Annotated in this window: 18 protein-coding genes; 7 read left to right on the plus strand and 11 right to left on the minus strand. The window is 41.1% G+C overall.

Annotated features, from left to right (window positions below; translation table 11 throughout):
- Positions 1–54: 54 nt before the first annotated feature.
- From NSS92_RS08345 to ggt, 8 genes are all read right to left on the minus strand, one after another.
- Complete coding sequence (locus NSS92_RS08345; RefSeq protein WP_003212259.1) at positions 55–333, minus strand: PTS sugar transporter subunit IIB; 279 nt, start codon at positions 331–333, stop codon at positions 55–57.
- A 19-nt stretch (positions 334–352) separates the two neighbouring features.
- Positions 353–1,726, minus strand: a complete 1,374-nt coding sequence (locus NSS92_RS08350; RefSeq protein ID WP_024426780.1) for a PTS galactitol transporter subunit IIC — start codon at positions 1,724–1,726, stop codon at positions 353–355.
- A gap of 53 nt (positions 1,727–1,779) precedes the next feature.
- Positions 1,780–2,247, minus strand: a complete 468-nt coding sequence (locus NSS92_RS08355) for a PTS sugar transporter subunit IIA (protein WP_041105930.1) — start codon at positions 2,245–2,247, stop codon at positions 1,780–1,782.
- 232 nt (positions 2,248–2,479) lie between these two features.
- Complete coding sequence (locus NSS92_RS08360; RefSeq protein WP_340867315.1) at positions 2,480–3,211, minus strand: sulfate/molybdate ABC transporter ATP-binding protein; 732 nt, start codon at positions 3,209–3,211, stop codon at positions 2,480–2,482.
- A gap of 15 nt (positions 3,212–3,226) precedes the next feature.
- Positions 3,227–4,096, minus strand: coding sequence for a sulfate ABC transporter permease subunit CysW (cysW, locus tag NSS92_RS08365; protein ID WP_340867316.1), 870 nt, complete (start codon positions 4,094–4,096; stop codon positions 3,227–3,229).
- A 5-nt stretch (positions 4,097–4,101) separates the two neighbouring features.
- Positions 4,102–4,947 (minus strand): sulfate ABC transporter permease subunit CysT, encoded by an 846-nt coding sequence (cysT, locus tag NSS92_RS08370; RefSeq protein WP_340867317.1) that lies wholly within the window; start codon positions 4,945–4,947, stop codon positions 4,102–4,104.
- An 11-nt stretch (positions 4,948–4,958) separates the two neighbouring features.
- A complete protein-coding gene (locus NSS92_RS08375) occupies positions 4,959–5,996 on the minus strand; it encodes a sulfate ABC transporter substrate-binding protein (RefSeq protein ID WP_340867318.1) in 1,038 nt (345 codons plus the stop codon).
- 260 nt (positions 5,997–6,256) lie between these two features.
- On the minus strand, positions 6,257–8,008 hold the full coding sequence (gene ggt, locus NSS92_RS08380) for a gamma-glutamyltransferase (protein ID WP_340867319.1): 1,752 nt from the start codon (positions 8,006–8,008) through the stop codon (positions 6,257–6,259).
- Between the two features lie 227 nt (positions 8,009–8,235).
- Between ggt and NSS92_RS08385 the strand changes: the two genes are divergently transcribed.
- The 5 genes from NSS92_RS08385 to NSS92_RS08405 all read left to right on the plus strand — a co-directional run bounded on the left by NSS92_RS08385 (position 8,236) and on the right by NSS92_RS08405 (position 11,594).
- Positions 8,236–8,694 carry an ASCH domain-containing protein gene (locus NSS92_RS08385; RefSeq protein ID WP_267586065.1) on the plus strand — a complete coding sequence of 153 codons (459 nt, stop codon included), beginning with the start codon at positions 8,236–8,238 and terminating at the stop codon, positions 8,692–8,694.
- Between the two features lie 206 nt (positions 8,695–8,900).
- On the plus strand, positions 8,901–9,518 hold the full coding sequence (locus NSS92_RS08390) for a DUF47 domain-containing protein (protein WP_024426775.1): 618 nt from the start codon (positions 8,901–8,903) through the stop codon (positions 9,516–9,518).
- A gap of 15 nt (positions 9,519–9,533) precedes the next feature.
- Positions 9,534–10,532, plus strand: a complete 999-nt coding sequence (locus tag NSS92_RS08395; RefSeq protein ID WP_017359158.1) for an inorganic phosphate transporter — start codon at positions 9,534–9,536, stop codon at positions 10,530–10,532.
- Between the two features lie 146 nt (positions 10,533–10,678).
- Positions 10,679–11,449 (plus strand): type II toxin-antitoxin system SpoIISA family toxin, encoded by a 771-nt coding sequence (locus NSS92_RS08400; RefSeq protein ID WP_340867320.1) that lies wholly within the window; start codon positions 10,679–10,681, stop codon positions 11,447–11,449.
- Positions 11,424–11,594, plus strand: coding sequence for a type II toxin-antitoxin system SpoIISB family antitoxin (locus NSS92_RS08405; protein ID WP_008358858.1), 171 nt, complete (start codon positions 11,424–11,426; stop codon positions 11,592–11,594). The genes NSS92_RS08400 and NSS92_RS08405 overlap by 26 nt, the downstream gene beginning before the upstream one ends.
- 218 nt (positions 11,595–11,812) lie before the next feature.
- Here the strand turns inward: NSS92_RS08405 and NSS92_RS08410 are convergent, their stop codons facing one another.
- Positions 11,813–12,712, minus strand: coding sequence for an N-acetylmuramoyl-L-alanine amidase (locus NSS92_RS08410; RefSeq protein ID WP_340867321.1), 900 nt, complete (start codon positions 12,710–12,712; stop codon positions 11,813–11,815).
- A gap of 310 nt (positions 12,713–13,022) precedes the next feature.
- Between NSS92_RS08410 and NSS92_RS08415 the strand changes: the two genes are divergently transcribed.
- The gene (locus NSS92_RS08415; protein ID WP_048238591.1) at positions 13,023–13,571 is read left to right on the plus strand and encodes an ImmA/IrrE family metallo-endopeptidase; all 549 of its coding nucleotides are present in this window, start codon (positions 13,023–13,025) and stop codon (positions 13,569–13,571) included.
- Between the two features lie 29 nt (positions 13,572–13,600).
- On the opposite strand, the gene NSS92_RS08420 is transcribed toward NSS92_RS08415, so the two are convergent.
- A complete protein-coding gene (locus NSS92_RS08420; RefSeq protein WP_340867322.1) occupies positions 13,601–14,224 on the minus strand; it encodes a poly-gamma-glutamate hydrolase family protein in 624 nt (207 codons plus the stop codon).
- A gap of 242 nt (positions 14,225–14,466) precedes the next feature.
- Between NSS92_RS08420 and NSS92_RS08425 the strand changes: the two genes are divergently transcribed.
- Positions 14,467–14,838 (plus strand): DUF5412 domain-containing protein, encoded by a 372-nt coding sequence (locus NSS92_RS08425; protein ID WP_340867323.1) that lies wholly within the window; start codon positions 14,467–14,469, stop codon positions 14,836–14,838.
- A gap of 36 nt (positions 14,839–14,874) precedes the next feature.
- Here the strand turns inward: NSS92_RS08425 and NSS92_RS08430 are convergent, their stop codons facing one another.
- Complete coding sequence (locus tag NSS92_RS08430) at positions 14,875–15,699, minus strand: methyl-accepting chemotaxis protein (RefSeq protein WP_267586060.1); 825 nt, start codon at positions 15,697–15,699, stop codon at positions 14,875–14,877.
- Between the last annotated feature and the right edge of the window lie 77 nt (positions 15,700–15,776).

The raw sequence follows: 15,776 nt of genomic DNA on the forward strand, positions 1-15,776 counted from the left end.
CCTCCTTTCAAATCACTAGAAGGAGCCGGGAAAGCTCCTTCAGAAAATAGCCCTCTACTTGATATGATCGATGATTTTCTCGATATCATCTTCAATGCCAAAACCAGTTAAAAAGGATAATGTTTGAATCACAGGTGTCCCTTTTGTATCACTTACAGGCGTTGTCGTCACAATTAAATCGGCGCCTTCCGCTTTTTGCGGGACTTCAGATGCCTTACACTGTTCCACCACGACATCATATCCTTTTTCCTTTAACGTCTCTTCTACTTTTTTAGCCACAACCGTTGATGTTGCAACTGCCGTTCCGCATGATACTAATATTTTCTTTGCCATTAGAATCCCTCCAGCTCATTTATTGTTCTTTCTGATCTAAGCCCATTTCTTTCGCATACTGCTTTTTAATATCATTTCGCACCCAGTACCATAGAAGCGCATAAGCGAGTGCACAGATGATCGCTGCAATAAAGTACGGGTTGCTCGGATCAAGAAGTCTCACCATGATCCAAGGAATGACGTGAGAACCAAGATCAATACCTGAAATCATGTTTGCCCCTTCTGGGAAATCAAAGCCGACTGCTTTCCCCATTGTTGTCGCAAGCGGAGCAAGGTTCGTTGCGATAAAGAAGACAATCATTAATGTAAAAATACTGTTAATAAGGCCGCGAATAATATTTCCACGAGCGGCTGCTACTGCCCAGACAACTGTAAATGGCAGAACCGATAAATCAGCAAACGGGAGCATGCCATTGTAAGGCAGAACAACTGCGAGCAAAATCGTAATCGGCACCATTAAAAGGGCTACCGCCATATTCGCTGGATGACCAATAACAATCGCTGTATCTAAACCAATATAGACATTTTTCCCTGGGAAACGCTTTTGAATATAAGAACGAGCGCCCTCAGAGATTGGAATCAGTCCTTCCATTAATAACGCAACCATTCTTGGCATTAAGACAAGGACTGCCGCCATTTGGATACCGAGCGTCATCACACCTTTTGCATCATAGCCGCCGAGAAGACCAATAATGATACCAAGTATGAGACCCATCACAAGCGGTTCGCCAAAGATGCCAAAGCGTTTCTTCAATGTTTCTGGATCAGCATGAATTTTGTTTAAACCAGGAATCTTATCAATGATGCGGTTGGACGCATACATCAGCGGGGCAAAGTTGACCGTTTCAGCATGAGCCATCGATACGCCTTTTAATCCGAAATGGTGTTCGATTGTCGGCGCCGTCCAATCGGCTAATTTCAGCGTGATCGCAGAGACGATCAAGCCAACAGCAAGAGCCAAGAACATATTATGATAAGCGTAGTAAGTAACAGAGGCTGCGAAAATCAAATGCCAGAAGTTCCAAATATCCACATTCAGCGTTTTCGTAAAGTTCACGGACAATAAGATGACATTTAATAAAAGCACAAGAGGAATCATGAGCGGGGCAACGGGTGTACCAAAGGATATGGCAGCTCCAATCGGCCATCCAACATCCAAAATATCGAGCTTTAGCCCAAGGGAATTAACCATGGCTTTCGCAGCTGGTCCAAGACCGCTCACGAGCAAATTAATGACAAGATTGACACCGACAAATCCAATCCCGATCGTAATACCGGCCCTGAAGGATTTCTTAAAGCCCTGCCTTAAAATCATACCGAAAAGCGTCATAATAATCGGGAGCATAATAGTTGGTCCAAGGTCTAATATAAAATCGACGGCTTGCTTGATCATACATCCACCTCCTGAATTTTTCAGATAAAGCGCTTACATATTTTCGTGAATGGCTATTGGTTTAGTTCTTGCTGAAGCACGTCAACCGCTTCTTCATAAGATGTCATATAAGATAGCTTCGTCATCACTTCTTCTTTTCTAAAAAGTGTCATCAGCTTCTCCAGCATCACAAGCTGCTTGCTAGGCTCAGAGATTGCTAGGACAAACACAATTTTGGCTTGCACTGTTTCATCAGGGCTTCCCATCTTATGAAAAATAACAGGTTCCTTTAAAGTAGCTACACTAATCGCCGGTTTGTTCACATGCTCTGGATCTGTATGCGGAATCGCTACCCCAAAGGCTGCAAGTGGAAGGCCTGTAGGATATGTTTTTTCTCTTTCAAGCACTGCTGGTAAAAAGCTCGATTTAATGTACCCTCCAGCTTCTAACCGTCCTGCTAAATATGTGGTCACCTCCTCTCTCGAAGATGCTTCGAACTGCAGCTTAATCAGTTGTTCATCTAACTCAAACAAGCTGTTCAAACAACCACCCCTTTCATTTGGTATAAATATGAACACATGTAACAAAAAGAAGGAACATTTTAGAATAGAACCTTTTATAAAGCGCTTACAATTTCGTGTTCCGAAAAATGTTCAATACTGTTACCTTTGTAAAGATATTATAATATTCGAAATTATAAGTCAATGTTCCTAGGGGAATTCTTATAAAAAAAAGACGCAGTGATCACTGCGTCTCTCCCTTCTATACTTCTTGTTAAATGTGGCTTCCTATATCTAAAAATTCAGATACAAATAGATTGTCTGTCTGCACTGCCATTTCTTCCTTTGTGCCAATTTTTTCGATTCTTCCTTCATTCATCACCACAACACGATCAGAAATATCGAATGCTTCTTCTTGATCATGAGTCACAAAAATGGTGGTCATTTGAAAGTCACGATGAACTTTTTTCAGCCAATGCCTTAATTCTTTCCTCACCTTTGTATCGAGTGCGCCAAAGGGTTCATCCAGCAGGAGTGCCTTCGGCTGAACGGCAAGTGCGCGCGCTAGTGCTACACGCTGCTTTTGTCCGCCTGACAGCTGCTCTGGATACCGCTGCTCATACTGCGTCAGCTGAACAACCTCTAAAAGCTCATGTACCCGCTCTTTGATGTCTTTTTTAGGCAGTCTTTCTCCTCTAGGTTTAATTTTCAGTCCATATGCCACATTATCAAAAACCGTCATATTTCGAAAAAGCGCATATTGCTGAAAGACAAAACCGATCTGCCGCTTTCGTACTGGAACGTGTGTGTAATCCTGATCTCCGAATAAAACCTGCCCGTTATTGGCGTAATCAAGACCTGCAATGATTCTTAATAACGTCGTCTTCCCAGAGCCAGATGGTCCTAATAAAGAGATCAATTCACCATTTCTTATCGATAAATCCACGTTCTGCAAAACCTTTGTCTGACCAAATTGTTTTGATATTTGTTTTGCTGTTATCCCCAAGGCACATCCCTCCATTTATGTTGACCGCTTGCCAAGCCGGTGATCCCTCTGCTGAATGATTTGCTTAATAATTAAAGTAATGACTGCCACAAACGCCATGAGGGACGCCACAGCAAAAGCGGCTTGAAATTGGTACTCATTGTATAAAATTTCGATATGAAGCGGCATCGTATTGGTCATCCCTCGAATATGACCTGATACAACCGACACGGCACCAAATTCACCAATCGCTCTTGCCCCGGCTAAGATGACACCGTAAAAAAGAGCCCATTTGATATTCGGCAGTGTCACAAAGAAAAAAGTCTTCCATCCGTTTGCACCAAGTGTAAGCGATGCTTCCTCCTCATGAATGCCTTCATGCTGCATAAACGGGATTAATTCTCTAGCAATAAACGGAAATGTAACGAATATGGTTGCTAGGATCATGCCTGGAACAGAATAAATGACTTTCCATCCATTCTCCATAAGCCATGGCCCTAAAAGCCCGTTTGAACCAAATAAAAGCACAAATACAAGTCCAGCAATCACAGGCGAAACGGCAAACGGGAGGTCAATCACAGTCGTTAACAAACGTTTTCCGCGGAAGTTAAATTTTGTGATAAGCCATGCAGCACTAACCCCAAAGATCATTTGAAGCGGCAAGGTGACGCCGACAATGAAAACGGTCAATTTGATCGCCGCTAGTGTATCTGGATGTGAGATGGCCAGAAGGTATGAACTCCACCCTTTCTCAAATGCCTTTGAAAAAACGGCGATCAGCGGAATGAGTAAAAATAAAATCAAAAAAGCATACACCACCGTAATCAATAGGATTTTCACCGCTTTAGATTCGGATACAGGACTTTTATACTGAACATGGTGCCGATGACTAAGCTCTCTCTCCAATGGTTTCACCTCACGTATACTTGTTTTTTCCGCTCAACATACCACTGAATGCCGTGAATCAATAACAGGACGAAGAACGAAAGAAGCAGCATCAAGCATGCAATCGCTGCGGCACCATGATAATCATACTGTTCAAGCTTGGACATGATCATCAGCGGTGTAATTTCTGTTTTAAACGGAATATTTCCAGCAATAAACACAACAGAGCCATATTCACCTAGTGCTCTTGCAAACGCAAGTGAAAATCCAGTCATCACCGCAGGAAACAAGGCAGGCAGCAGCACGTGAAAAAAGGTCTGTCTCCTTGTCGCACCAAGAATTGCCGCAGCCTCTTCCACTTCCTGCTGCAGCCCCTCTATCACAGGCTGAACGGTCCGGATAACGAATGGAATGCCAATAAAAATCAGTGCCAAAATAATCCCAATCGGTGTGTACGCCACCTTTATATGCAGAAATTGACCAATCCATCCATTAGGAGAATAAAGGGTGGTGAGGGCAATACCCGCAACAGCGGTTGGGAGAGCAAAAGGCAAATCAATGAGAGCATCTAAGATTTTCTTTCCAGGAAATGTGTACCTGGCGAGAACCCAGGCAATCAGTACACCAAACCCTGCATTGATGAGAGCAGCTGCAAAGGAAGTCGTCACGGTCAGCTGAAGCGACTTCAATACTCTTGCATCGGTAAAAACCTTCCAAATCCCCTCTGCTCCTAATGAAGCCGTCCAAATAAATACCATGGATAAAGGAATGACGACAATCGCACTCACATAAACGAGCGTCACCCCAAGGCTCAGACCAAATCCAGGCAATATACGTTTTCTTTTATTGGCGGCTGCATGTGCTTTCTTCATCACATCGCCCCCTATTTTTGTCCGCTGTATATTTGATCAAATAAGCCGCCATCATCAAAAAATCTTTTCTGCGCCTTTCTCCACCCGCCAAACGCTTGATCAATCGTCACCATATCAATCTCTTTAAACTGGTCTTTATATTTATTTAAGACTTCTTGATTTCTAGGGCGATAATAGTTTTTCGCTGCAATTTCCTGCCCTTTTTTAGAATATAAATAATCTAAATAAGCCTTCGCCACTTTCTCTGTTCCTTTACGTTTCACATTTTGATCAACGACCGCAACGGGCGGCTCCGCTAGAATACTAATCGATGGGGTGATAATCTCAAATTTGTCTTTGCCTAGTTCGTGCTGAGTCAAATAGGCTTCATTTTCCCATGCAATTAAGACATCCCCAAGGCCGCGTTCAACAAAGGTCGTTGTGGCTCCACGTGCACCTGAATCAAGGACTTCGACATGTTCATATAGCTTTTTGACAAAATCCTTTGTTTTTTCTTCATTCCCATGAAATGTTTTATCTGCATAGGCCCATGCAGCTAAGTAATTCCATCTTGCACCGCCGGACGTTTTCGGATTCGGCGTAATGATGGACACACCTGGCCGGATCAAGTCGTCCCAGTCTTTAATATTTTTGGGATTCCCTTTCTTCACAAGAAACACAATGGTCGATGTATACGGTGTTGACTGATTTGGAAATTCTTTTTGCCAATCTTTCGAAAGCAGTCCGCGATCTGCAATCGCATCAATGTCATACCCTAAAGCCAGTGTTGCCACATCTGCCTCGAGTCCATCAATAATCGATCTTCCCTGCTTTCCTGATCCACCGTGAGACTGCTTGATCGTGACATCCTCACCTGTTTTGTCTTTCCAATATGTCTGAAAGGCTTGATTGTATTCCTGATACAATTCACGTGTAGGATCATACGAAACATTTAACAGCTCAACCTTTCCCTTTTGCTTTGAGGCTTCGTTTGCGTTTGAGCATGCAGTACTCGTCACAGCCAAGACTAATATGATGGTCACGATAGAGACCCATTTCCACTTTTTCATGTTATCCCGCTCCCCCGTTATCAAATAATAGTGACACCAACCTTGCCGTTTCATACGCAAAAAAGACCCTTAGCCACCTGAAATACATCACAGTCCTGTACTTCAAATTGCCAAGAGCCTTCGGTTGTCCGATCAGCTATGTATGATTGATGTTAGTCTATATATTATTCAAACTATTCACAGGTGTCAACTCTGTTTTTTCATTTAAACAAAAAAGAAACGCCATCTTGAAGAGGCGCTTCTTTTCCCGGGAAATGGTCTTAATCGGCAGATAGCTTTAAATTGACACCAACAGCAGTTCCATTTCTCGAGGAGTCAGCTACTCCAGTAAATGTCCCTGCTTTTCGATCAATGAGTAAGGCTTGCACATTTCCTATATCAATAGGTGAACTGCCAAAACGGTGACCCATGTCATTTAGCTTCGTTCTCACATCAAGAGGAACACCTACTTCGTATCGGTAAGAAGTTGTACTGTTTGTATAAATCCGCGGCTCTTCCACCGCATCTTGAAGCTCCATATCGTATTCAAGCAAGTTCAGAATGGTTTGTGAAACAGAAGCAATAATGGTCGTTCCTCCAGGTGAGCCCACAGTCATGACCGGCTCGTTATCTTTGAATATGATGGTCGGGGTCATACTGGATAATGGACGCTTATTCGGCTGAACTTCATTTGCTCCACCTGGTCTTGCGTCAAAATCTGTTAGTTCATTGTTTAAGAAAAAGCCATATTCCGGAACAAGAATCCCTGTACCAAATAACTGTTCAATGGTTGTTGTGAATGACACGACATTTCCCCACTGATCGGCAACTGTAAAATGAGTGGTCTCGCCAATGGTTTTATCTTCTGGCTGCGGGACAATTGGGGATGGATTTTTTTCATCCTCATACGCCCATGGATCTCCTTCTTTCGGGTTTTGGTTCATTTGATCTAATTGAATGAGAGAGGCTCTTTTTGAAATGTAATCATCGTCTAGTAGTCCTTTTAGTGGAACATCTACGAATTCGGGGTCGCCTGCATATGCAGCACGGTCAGCATAGGAGAGATGCATTGTTTCAGCAAGCAGCTGATATTTTTCGAATGATTTGGGGTCATATTGAGATAGATTGAAGTGATCTAGTATTTTGAGTATTTGCAGCATAAACACACCGCCCGAGCTTGGTGGAGGCATACTTGCAAGCTGGTATCCTTTATAGTCTCCCCAGATAGGCTTGTCAGTCTTGACCTCATAATGACCAATGTCATCAGTTGTCATCGTTCCGCCAAAATCTTGGACTGTATTTGCAAGTGCCTTTGCTACTTTTCCTTCATAAAATGCTTTGCTTCCTTTTTTCGCAATGAGCTTAAATGTTTTAGCAAGACCTGGCTGCACAAGCAGGTCGCCCTCTTTGAGCGGCTGATCATCTGGAAGAAAGATTGGCGCTGCAGCCGTTTTTTTCAGCTTTTCTTGATGATCTTCAATGGCTTGTGCCAGAACAGAATCGATTTCAAATCCATCCTCTGCAAGCTGAATGGAAGGCTCAATCAATTCCTTCATCGAACGGGTCCCCCACTTATCTAATGCTGCCTCAAGGCCTTTTACTGTCCCTGGAACACCAACCGCATTACCGTGTGTGGACCGCTCAGCAAATGGGATGACTTTTCCCTCATCCGTTAAAAACATGTCAGGTGTTGCGCCTTGTGGTGCTCGTTCTCTACTATTGATGATGGATGTTTCTTTTGTCTTTCCATCATAAACCATCATAAAACCACCGCCGCCAATTCCAGACATCATTGGCTCTGTCACATTCAGTGCGTACTGGATGGCAACAGCAGCATCGACTGCGTTTCCACCTTTCTTCAATACATCAGCACCTACTTCTGATGCCAGCGGGTGAGCAGTAGCCACCATACCATCTTTACCAACAGCTACTTTACTCCCATGTGATTCGTTCGCATTGACTTGGCTGACTGGCAGAAAAAACGAGAAAACAAACAGACATATGGACAAAACAGTTAGAGAAATGCGTTTCATGAACAACACCCCTTCCATATTCTTACTTTGACCTTACCGACTTCTTGACCAGAATACAATAGATTATTCTAAAATTTCAAAAATTTTCATCCTATCATCCTACATTTCCCAAATCGAACATTGATTTTCAAAACATATGACACACTTACTCATTAGGAATAAAGACACATCATTTCCAACCATTCGGCTTCAAGGTATAATAAATACAACAAAGAGGGGGAAAAACGGTGAACAACAAAAGCAGATTATTTTGGGAAGATTATTGGAAAGAGAGATCAGAAAAAGCACCTGCTGACGCGTTTGTTTCAGCGTGGGCATTCGGCTCAGATTCTGATCATTTGCTTGATCTTGTAAAGCAAGGAAAAAAAACAGCCACTTGTTCTGGATACCTGTTTTATGAAAAGGAACAGGAGCCGCTTCCAAAACCTGGACAATATGCAGTCATTTTGGACAGCCAGGAAGAACCAAAAGCCATCATTGAAATCACACATGTAGATGTCATGCCAATGAATGAAGTCCCCGAATCATTTGCACAAGCAGAAGGTGAAGGCGATTTATCTTATGACTATTGGTATAGAGAACATAAAGAATTTTTCACAGAAGCACTCCAATCATACGGATTAGATTTCAAAGAGGATATGCTTCTTGTTTGTGAACGGTTTAAGCTGATTCATTCGGCTTCTTAGCCTATAAGCGGTGCCAAAAATGGCCCGCTTTTTTCGTTGCTTTTCCCCTTTTAGAAAAAGGTGTGTTGAGATCACATCTTTAGGTCAGAATAAGATCAAATAGAAAAAGTGAAGAAATTTTCGACTACACCTGTTTTTTTTCGACAAAAGAATATATAATTATTTGATGTGTGCATTGTCTCATTTATACAATGGAGGGTTTTTACATGTTAAAAAGGAAAAAAGACAAGTTTTCCGTCTTGTTAACGGAGATTGCTAAAAATTTAGATGAAACTGCTGAGTATTTTGTTAGCTATAAAGTAACAAATCAAACCACTCTGAAAGAATTTTCTGACACATTGAAGGAATATGAGACAAAAGGTGATAATCATGTTCATACCATGATTAAAGAGCTGAACAAAGCCTTTATTACACCGATTGAACGTGAAGACATTCTTCAATTGACGAATAGCCTCGATGATGTTTTAGATGGAATTGAGCATTTTTCAGCGACATTAGAAATTTACTCAATCACAAGCTCTGACGAACATATCGACAAATTCAGCCACTACATCAGAGAGTGTGCGAAAGAAATTTTAATCACAATTGATTTACTAGCTGAAAATCGCTTGAAAGATATTCATCCGCACGCAATCAAGATCAAAGAGATTGAACATAATTGTGACAATCTTCATCGTAAATCATTAAAGAACTTGTTTGGAAAAGAAACAGATCCAATTAAGGTGATTCAATACAAAGAAATTTACGAAACACTTGAAGAAATCGCTGATTCCTGTCAAAGTGTTGCCAACAATCTAGAAACAATCATTATGAAGAATGCGTAACGGGGTTAGTTAAACATGGACACATTACTCATCCTTACCATACTTATTGTCATTTGTGCACTTGCTTTTGATTTCATTAACGGGTTTCACGATACAGCAAATGCCATTGCGACTTCAGTTTCAACGAAAGCATTAAAGCCTAGACATGCGATCATCATGGCAGCGTTCATGAACTTCTTAGGAGCAATGACATTTACAGGTGTGGCAAAATCCATTACAAAAGACATCGCAGATCCATTTACACTTCAAAACGGCTCTGTTGTGATCTTGGCTGCTTTAATTGCCGCCATCACATGGAACTTGCTTACTTGGTATTACGGGATTCCGAGTAGTTCTTCACATGCACTAATCGGATCAATTGCAGGAGCTGTTATTGCCTCTGCCGGTTTTGGCGCTTTAAACTATTCGGGATTCATTAAAATCATTCAAGCACTTTTGCTTTCACCTATCCTGGCTTTCGTATTGGGATATATCGTGTATACCATTATCAAAATTATATTTAGAAACAACAATCTCGCAAAAACAAATAAACAATTCCGACGTGTTCAAATTTTAACGGCTGCACTGCAATCGTATACCCATGGAACAAACGATGCGCAAAAAGCGATGGGTATTATTACGATGGCTTTAATTGCAGGTAATTTGCATACAACAGACGACATTCCTTTCTGGGTACAATTCTCTTGTGCGCTTGCAATGGGACTAGGTACTTCAATTGGCGGCTGGAAGATTATCAAAACAGTCGGCGGTAAAATTATGAAAATTCGTCCAGTAAACGGAGTATCTGCCGACTTAACGGGTGCAGCTATTATCTTCGGTGCGACGTTTATTCACTTACCTGTTAGTACCACTCACGTTATCTCATCTTCTATTCTAGGTGTAGGTTCTGCACACAGAGTCAAAGGGGTAAACTGGGGTACGGCAAAACGTATGCTTGTCACTTGGGTCATCACATTACCGATTTCAGGAACTCTAGGAGCTCTTATATACTTCGTGTTAAATGCGATTCTCTAATCTCAAAGACCTGTCTGACAGGTCTTTTTTTATTTGTCTGCACACTCAAACACCTTTTACCTGCAGGACATTTTTTCATGAAGCAGGTTTTCCAATCATATCCATAGAAATAAACAAGTATTCATCTGTCTATGGGAGAGAAGAACATGCTATTATTTTTTCAATTGACCGTATGGTTATTGCTAGGTGCTCTTGCTGTGTATGTATTTGCAGTATGGCGCTTTGAACAAAAAGTAAAAGAAAAGATGTTTGCCATTCGTAAAACGTGGTATTGGATTTATGTAGCTGGTGCTGTTGTGTACTGGACAAATGACCCTTCTTCGATCTTCACCGATTGGATGCACTACTTGATCATTGCCGTTTTTTTCGCATTAACCGATGCTTTCATCTTTCTCAGCTCCTATATAAAGAAACTCGGAAATCATGAGCTGGAAACCGACACCCATCAACTCCTTGAACAAAATAACGATTTGCTTCATTCTTACCTCAATAAACTAAAAACGTACCAATACCTATTGAAAAATGAACCGATCCATGTATATTATGGAAGTGTAGAGGCATATATAGAGGGAATTGAGCGGCTTATTTATTCTTTTGCCGACAAGATGAATATTCAAGCGGTGCTTTGTCCATACGATATGCAGGAACAAAAAGACGACCTGCTTCGGCCACTTGACCAGCGGGCTCTCATTCAGGCGAAGCTTGACAGGCAGGAAGTATATTACGATGATTTCGGTCATTTGGTGCTCATCCCATTTTCTGTAGCAGATGCTCACTTTGTCATTAAGCTCACCTCCGATGAAATTGTCACGGAGTTCGATTATTTATTAATGACATCACTTACAACAATTTATGACCTAATCTTGCCTGACGAAGAGGAAGGTGATGAAGATGGACCACGCACTTCAAGGGGATAACAACAATCGCAAGAAAAACCCTTTTAAGATTTTAAAGAAAAAACGCCATATCAGTATGGCCGATTACAAGGTAAGCCCCCATACTGAGCGAATTTTTAAAAAGAATGAACAGCTTCTGGATGAGTATAAAAACAAAAAGGCTTGATTACACTAAAGGACGCGGAACGAAATCCGCGTCCTGATTCCATTTTTACGTAGACTTGCATACAATACACCATACGCTGCAACGATTGAGGTGCCAAAATGAAAAAGAAAATCAAACAACTGAGATATGTTCAGTTTGCCGAATATCAGCCTTCCCCATATACTAGGCGATTAATTGAAAAAAGTGAAACAGCCATCCAATCATACAAACAGAAACACTCACTGATTTAACAGTTTAAGCAGCTTCTCCTTCGTTTTAGGGCCGTATACCCCATCACTTGTCAGCCCGTTCACCAGCTGAAAGCGTGCCACGGCATTCGCCGTTTTTTCCCCGTAAACACCATCGATGCCTTTATCTGCAGCCGTTTTATCAGGATAAAAATAAACTGCAGCAAGCGCTTTTTGGACGAGGCGTACGTGCTCTCCTTTCGTTAGAGGGGAAGTCACCTTTAAAATCCCATCTGGCAGCTCATACATCATTTTTCCATCGTTTCGATAAATTTTGAGAACCTGTCCAATTTGAATCTTGTTCGGGTCGCTAATGTTATTCCACTTCTGTAGTTCTTGAACTGTGACGTCATGAGCTTTAGCAATACTCGTTAATGTATCCCCGCTTTTGACGACATACGTGATGACCGTCTCCGGATCTCCTGCCGTTTCAATTCCTTTTTTAAATTCATCCCATGTAGCGAGAAGCAAGCGTGGACATGCTTTTCCAGACCAATGCTGATGTGTGACCACATTAGCTAGTGGAATGTTATGTTCCTTTAACAGCTTTTGGATGAGCCATTGCGCATGTATCACCGCTTGCTGAAAATTCCCATCTTCATTTTCACAAATTTCAATGCCGATCGACTTTCGGTTACCATTCCCTTGTCCGTCCCCTGCATGCCAGCCATTTTCATTTAACGGCAGATGCTGGAATATTTCATGATCATCCACTGTAAAGTGCCAGCTCACCTCTGTCGTTGGGCGTTTTACATATGCCGCATGACTTTTCGCATCCGCTCCTTTTGACGTGTTTGCTGTGTTATGCACCGTCACATACATCGGTGTCATGGCGTATCCCGGGCGGTTTCCGTTTCCAACTGGAATAAAATCTTGATAAATTTCTACCATGTTATGCACTCCCTTTTACTAGATTGAATTGATCTTTCTCATCAATTGGTGGCGTTCGTAAGACAACATGTGTTTGTTTTAGTGAGAAGACTATGGTAAAATTTGAATTCAATCCACTCTTTTTAGTAGTGGAAAACGCAAAAATGAAGAAAAAAACAGGAATTAATTCCATTTTTCCTTGATTTTATGTTAAAATTGTTAAAAATAAGCCGATATTAAAAGTAAGCAATAGCTTCATTAGCTATTTAGTCCTATATGGACTTTTCTTTTACGTCAAAAATAGAACATACGTTTGCTTGGAGGTTTTTAAATGACTGGTTTTTTAACCCATTTAGAAGAAGAGATTAAGCGGTTATATGCCAAATTACAAATAAGCGGTCCTGCTTATAGAGACATGCAAAGGATCGCTTCTGAATTTCATGTATGGGTACATTATGAGGATACTGGCAGCATGATGATCAAGCATCAAGGTCTTTACAGTATTATATTAAACAGATCTCTATCTTCAGAGGAACAATGGCAGGATTTTGCTCACGAGCTTTGTCATGTGCTGAAGCATGCAGGCAATCATTTCAAGATGCACAAACTCTTTCGAGAACTGCAAGAGTTTCAGGCAAAACAATTCATGTATCACTTTTGTGTACCGACCTTTATGCTGCTGAAAATGAAGCTTCCAAGCCTTCGGCAGCAAGCCATTTTGCACATTGCGCAAACATTTCACGTCACCTGGGCTTTTGCTGAAAAGCGGCTGGCCTTATTCGAACAGCGGAAAGCAGGCATTCGCTTCCAACAAGAGTTTACATCTTATTTAATGAAAGCCGAAAAGGTCGCGGAAAAAGAAGCTGTTTATCAAACGTAAGCCTCTTCTGCATAGGGCACAACAGGAGTTTATTCATAAAGGTTTAATACTTGCTTGAGTACATTTGTGTACCGATAAAATTGCTCATTTTGCGTTTCACGTCGATAGCGCCGTCTGAAGTCTTGAAAGAATGCTCTTCTTTGCGCCTGACTGATTTCAAGTTGTACACTTTTTCCGGTCAGACATTGATTATTAATATTGTGAGGATGTGTTCCAGAATAGCGATCAGATTCAGATAGCAGCACTGCGGGAAATCCATGAAGCGTTAAACGTTTCACTGTTTCTGCCGCTCTTTCTCTGTCTGTACCGCCCACTAATGTTTGAAGCTCCTCTGTTTCCCCGTAGCCATGGAGCGCAAACGTATAGTGATGGGTATGCACTAGAGAAAGGCACACCGGCTCATCGAAACGTGTGCTTGTAATGTGAAGCACATGATTGCCTTTCACTTTAAGGCCTTCAAATAAATACATAGAATCATCACTTGCGATTTCATGAATGAGCTCACTCACGCCAGATTCAATTCCTCCGGCATGAGGGGACAAAATTAAAAGCTGGTCACCTTTCCACTCATGAAGAATTTGATAGTCGATTCCTTCTCTTTCATGAGCGGAAAGCTCTTCATAACTTTGATATGTATCAATGATTTGCGTCATTCCATCTTCCCCATTTCTCTATATGAGCATAAGTCTACTGATCTCAAATTCTTTTGTAAAGGGATTTCGAACGATCTATCGACATGAAACATCCTTAAATTTTCCTTATCTTTACGGCTATCTGTTGAATTTTGAGAAAAAATGACCGATAATTGAAAAGAATAGAACTTTTGGACTATATGAATCTTTTTGCATTCTCTCTCATAAATTAGAAATATTGTGATCTACATCTGGAGGAATTCATGTTAAAGAAGAAAACTACCATCACCCTTGTCATCTTATTCCTTAGCTTCGCTGGCATCATTTACTGGAAATGCTTTTCTCTTCAAGGCGTATCTCACGGAACCTTTATCCGCTCGATGACATCACCTGACGGAACATATATCATCAATACCTATCAACATAGCGGAGGGAAACTAAAGGAGAACGCAGTTAGAGCAGAAATTGAAAACAAACTCACCCACCGAAAGAAAACGATTTACTGGAAATACCCTGATAAAGACCCCCTCATCAAATGGAAAAATGGACAGCTTGTTCAAATTGGGCATGAATTTTTAAATGTGGTAAAGGGAGAAACATACGATTATCGCTTTGATCGGAACAAAAGAAAATAGCGCATCAAAAAAACGAATCCCTTTTGGATTCGTTTTTTACGTTGACATTACATGCTGCATGAATTCTTTCATTTCTTTACTTACGATTGTCAATCGTTCCACGATTTCGCTAAACTCTGTCACAAGTAAAGCTTGCTCTGCTGATGAACCTTTCATATGCCCCATACTCTCAAGTAATGTATGTATATTGGAGGAAATTCCTTGCAATGAGCTTTCGATGTTTTCTGTTGCACGTGAAGTTTCACTTGAAAGCTTTTGAACCTCACTTGCTACAACACTAAAACCAGCACCCTCTTTTCCTGCCCTGGCTGCTTCGATTGACGCATTCAATCCTAGCAAACTCGTCTGTTTCGAAATACCTTTAATCATTTTTGTAATATCGGATGTTTTTTTCGAGCTTTCAAGTGTTTGCTGCGTTTGTAAGGTCATTTCCTCACTTGTCGCAGAAAGCTCCTCTGAATGCGCCGCCACCACATGCACCTTTTCTTGAATACTATGAATGATGTCATTTAATGACTCCATATATGCTTCAAGCTCTAATTGATTTTTTATCGGAAAACCTAAAGCGAGTGCGCCGATAACTTGTTGATTTTCATCAAAAATTGGCAGACCCATTGCATTTAATGGTATTCCGTAAACCGATTCAGGCACAAACATACTTGATGTCTCACCTCTGAGCGCTTTTTTCATATTTAAATCATCTGGCTTAATGAGTTCTCCAGCTCGAATTTGAAAATCCACATCTTTCGATGGCAAATACAGCAAGAATTTCTCTCGATCAATGACACCCATCGTCACTTCGTTTTTTAAAATCTGCATCATATAAGGTGCTGCTGTCACAATACTCTGTAGTATATCCAATTTTTCTACCCCCTTATATAGTTTATCGGTCGTTCTTCTTAAATTAATAGTTACTTTTAAAAATAATAATGATAATT

Source organism: Bacillus sp. FSL M8-0166, assembly GCF_038008825.1.
Taxonomy (GTDB): Bacteria; Bacillota; Bacilli; order Bacillales; family Bacillaceae; genus Bacillus; species Bacillus safensis.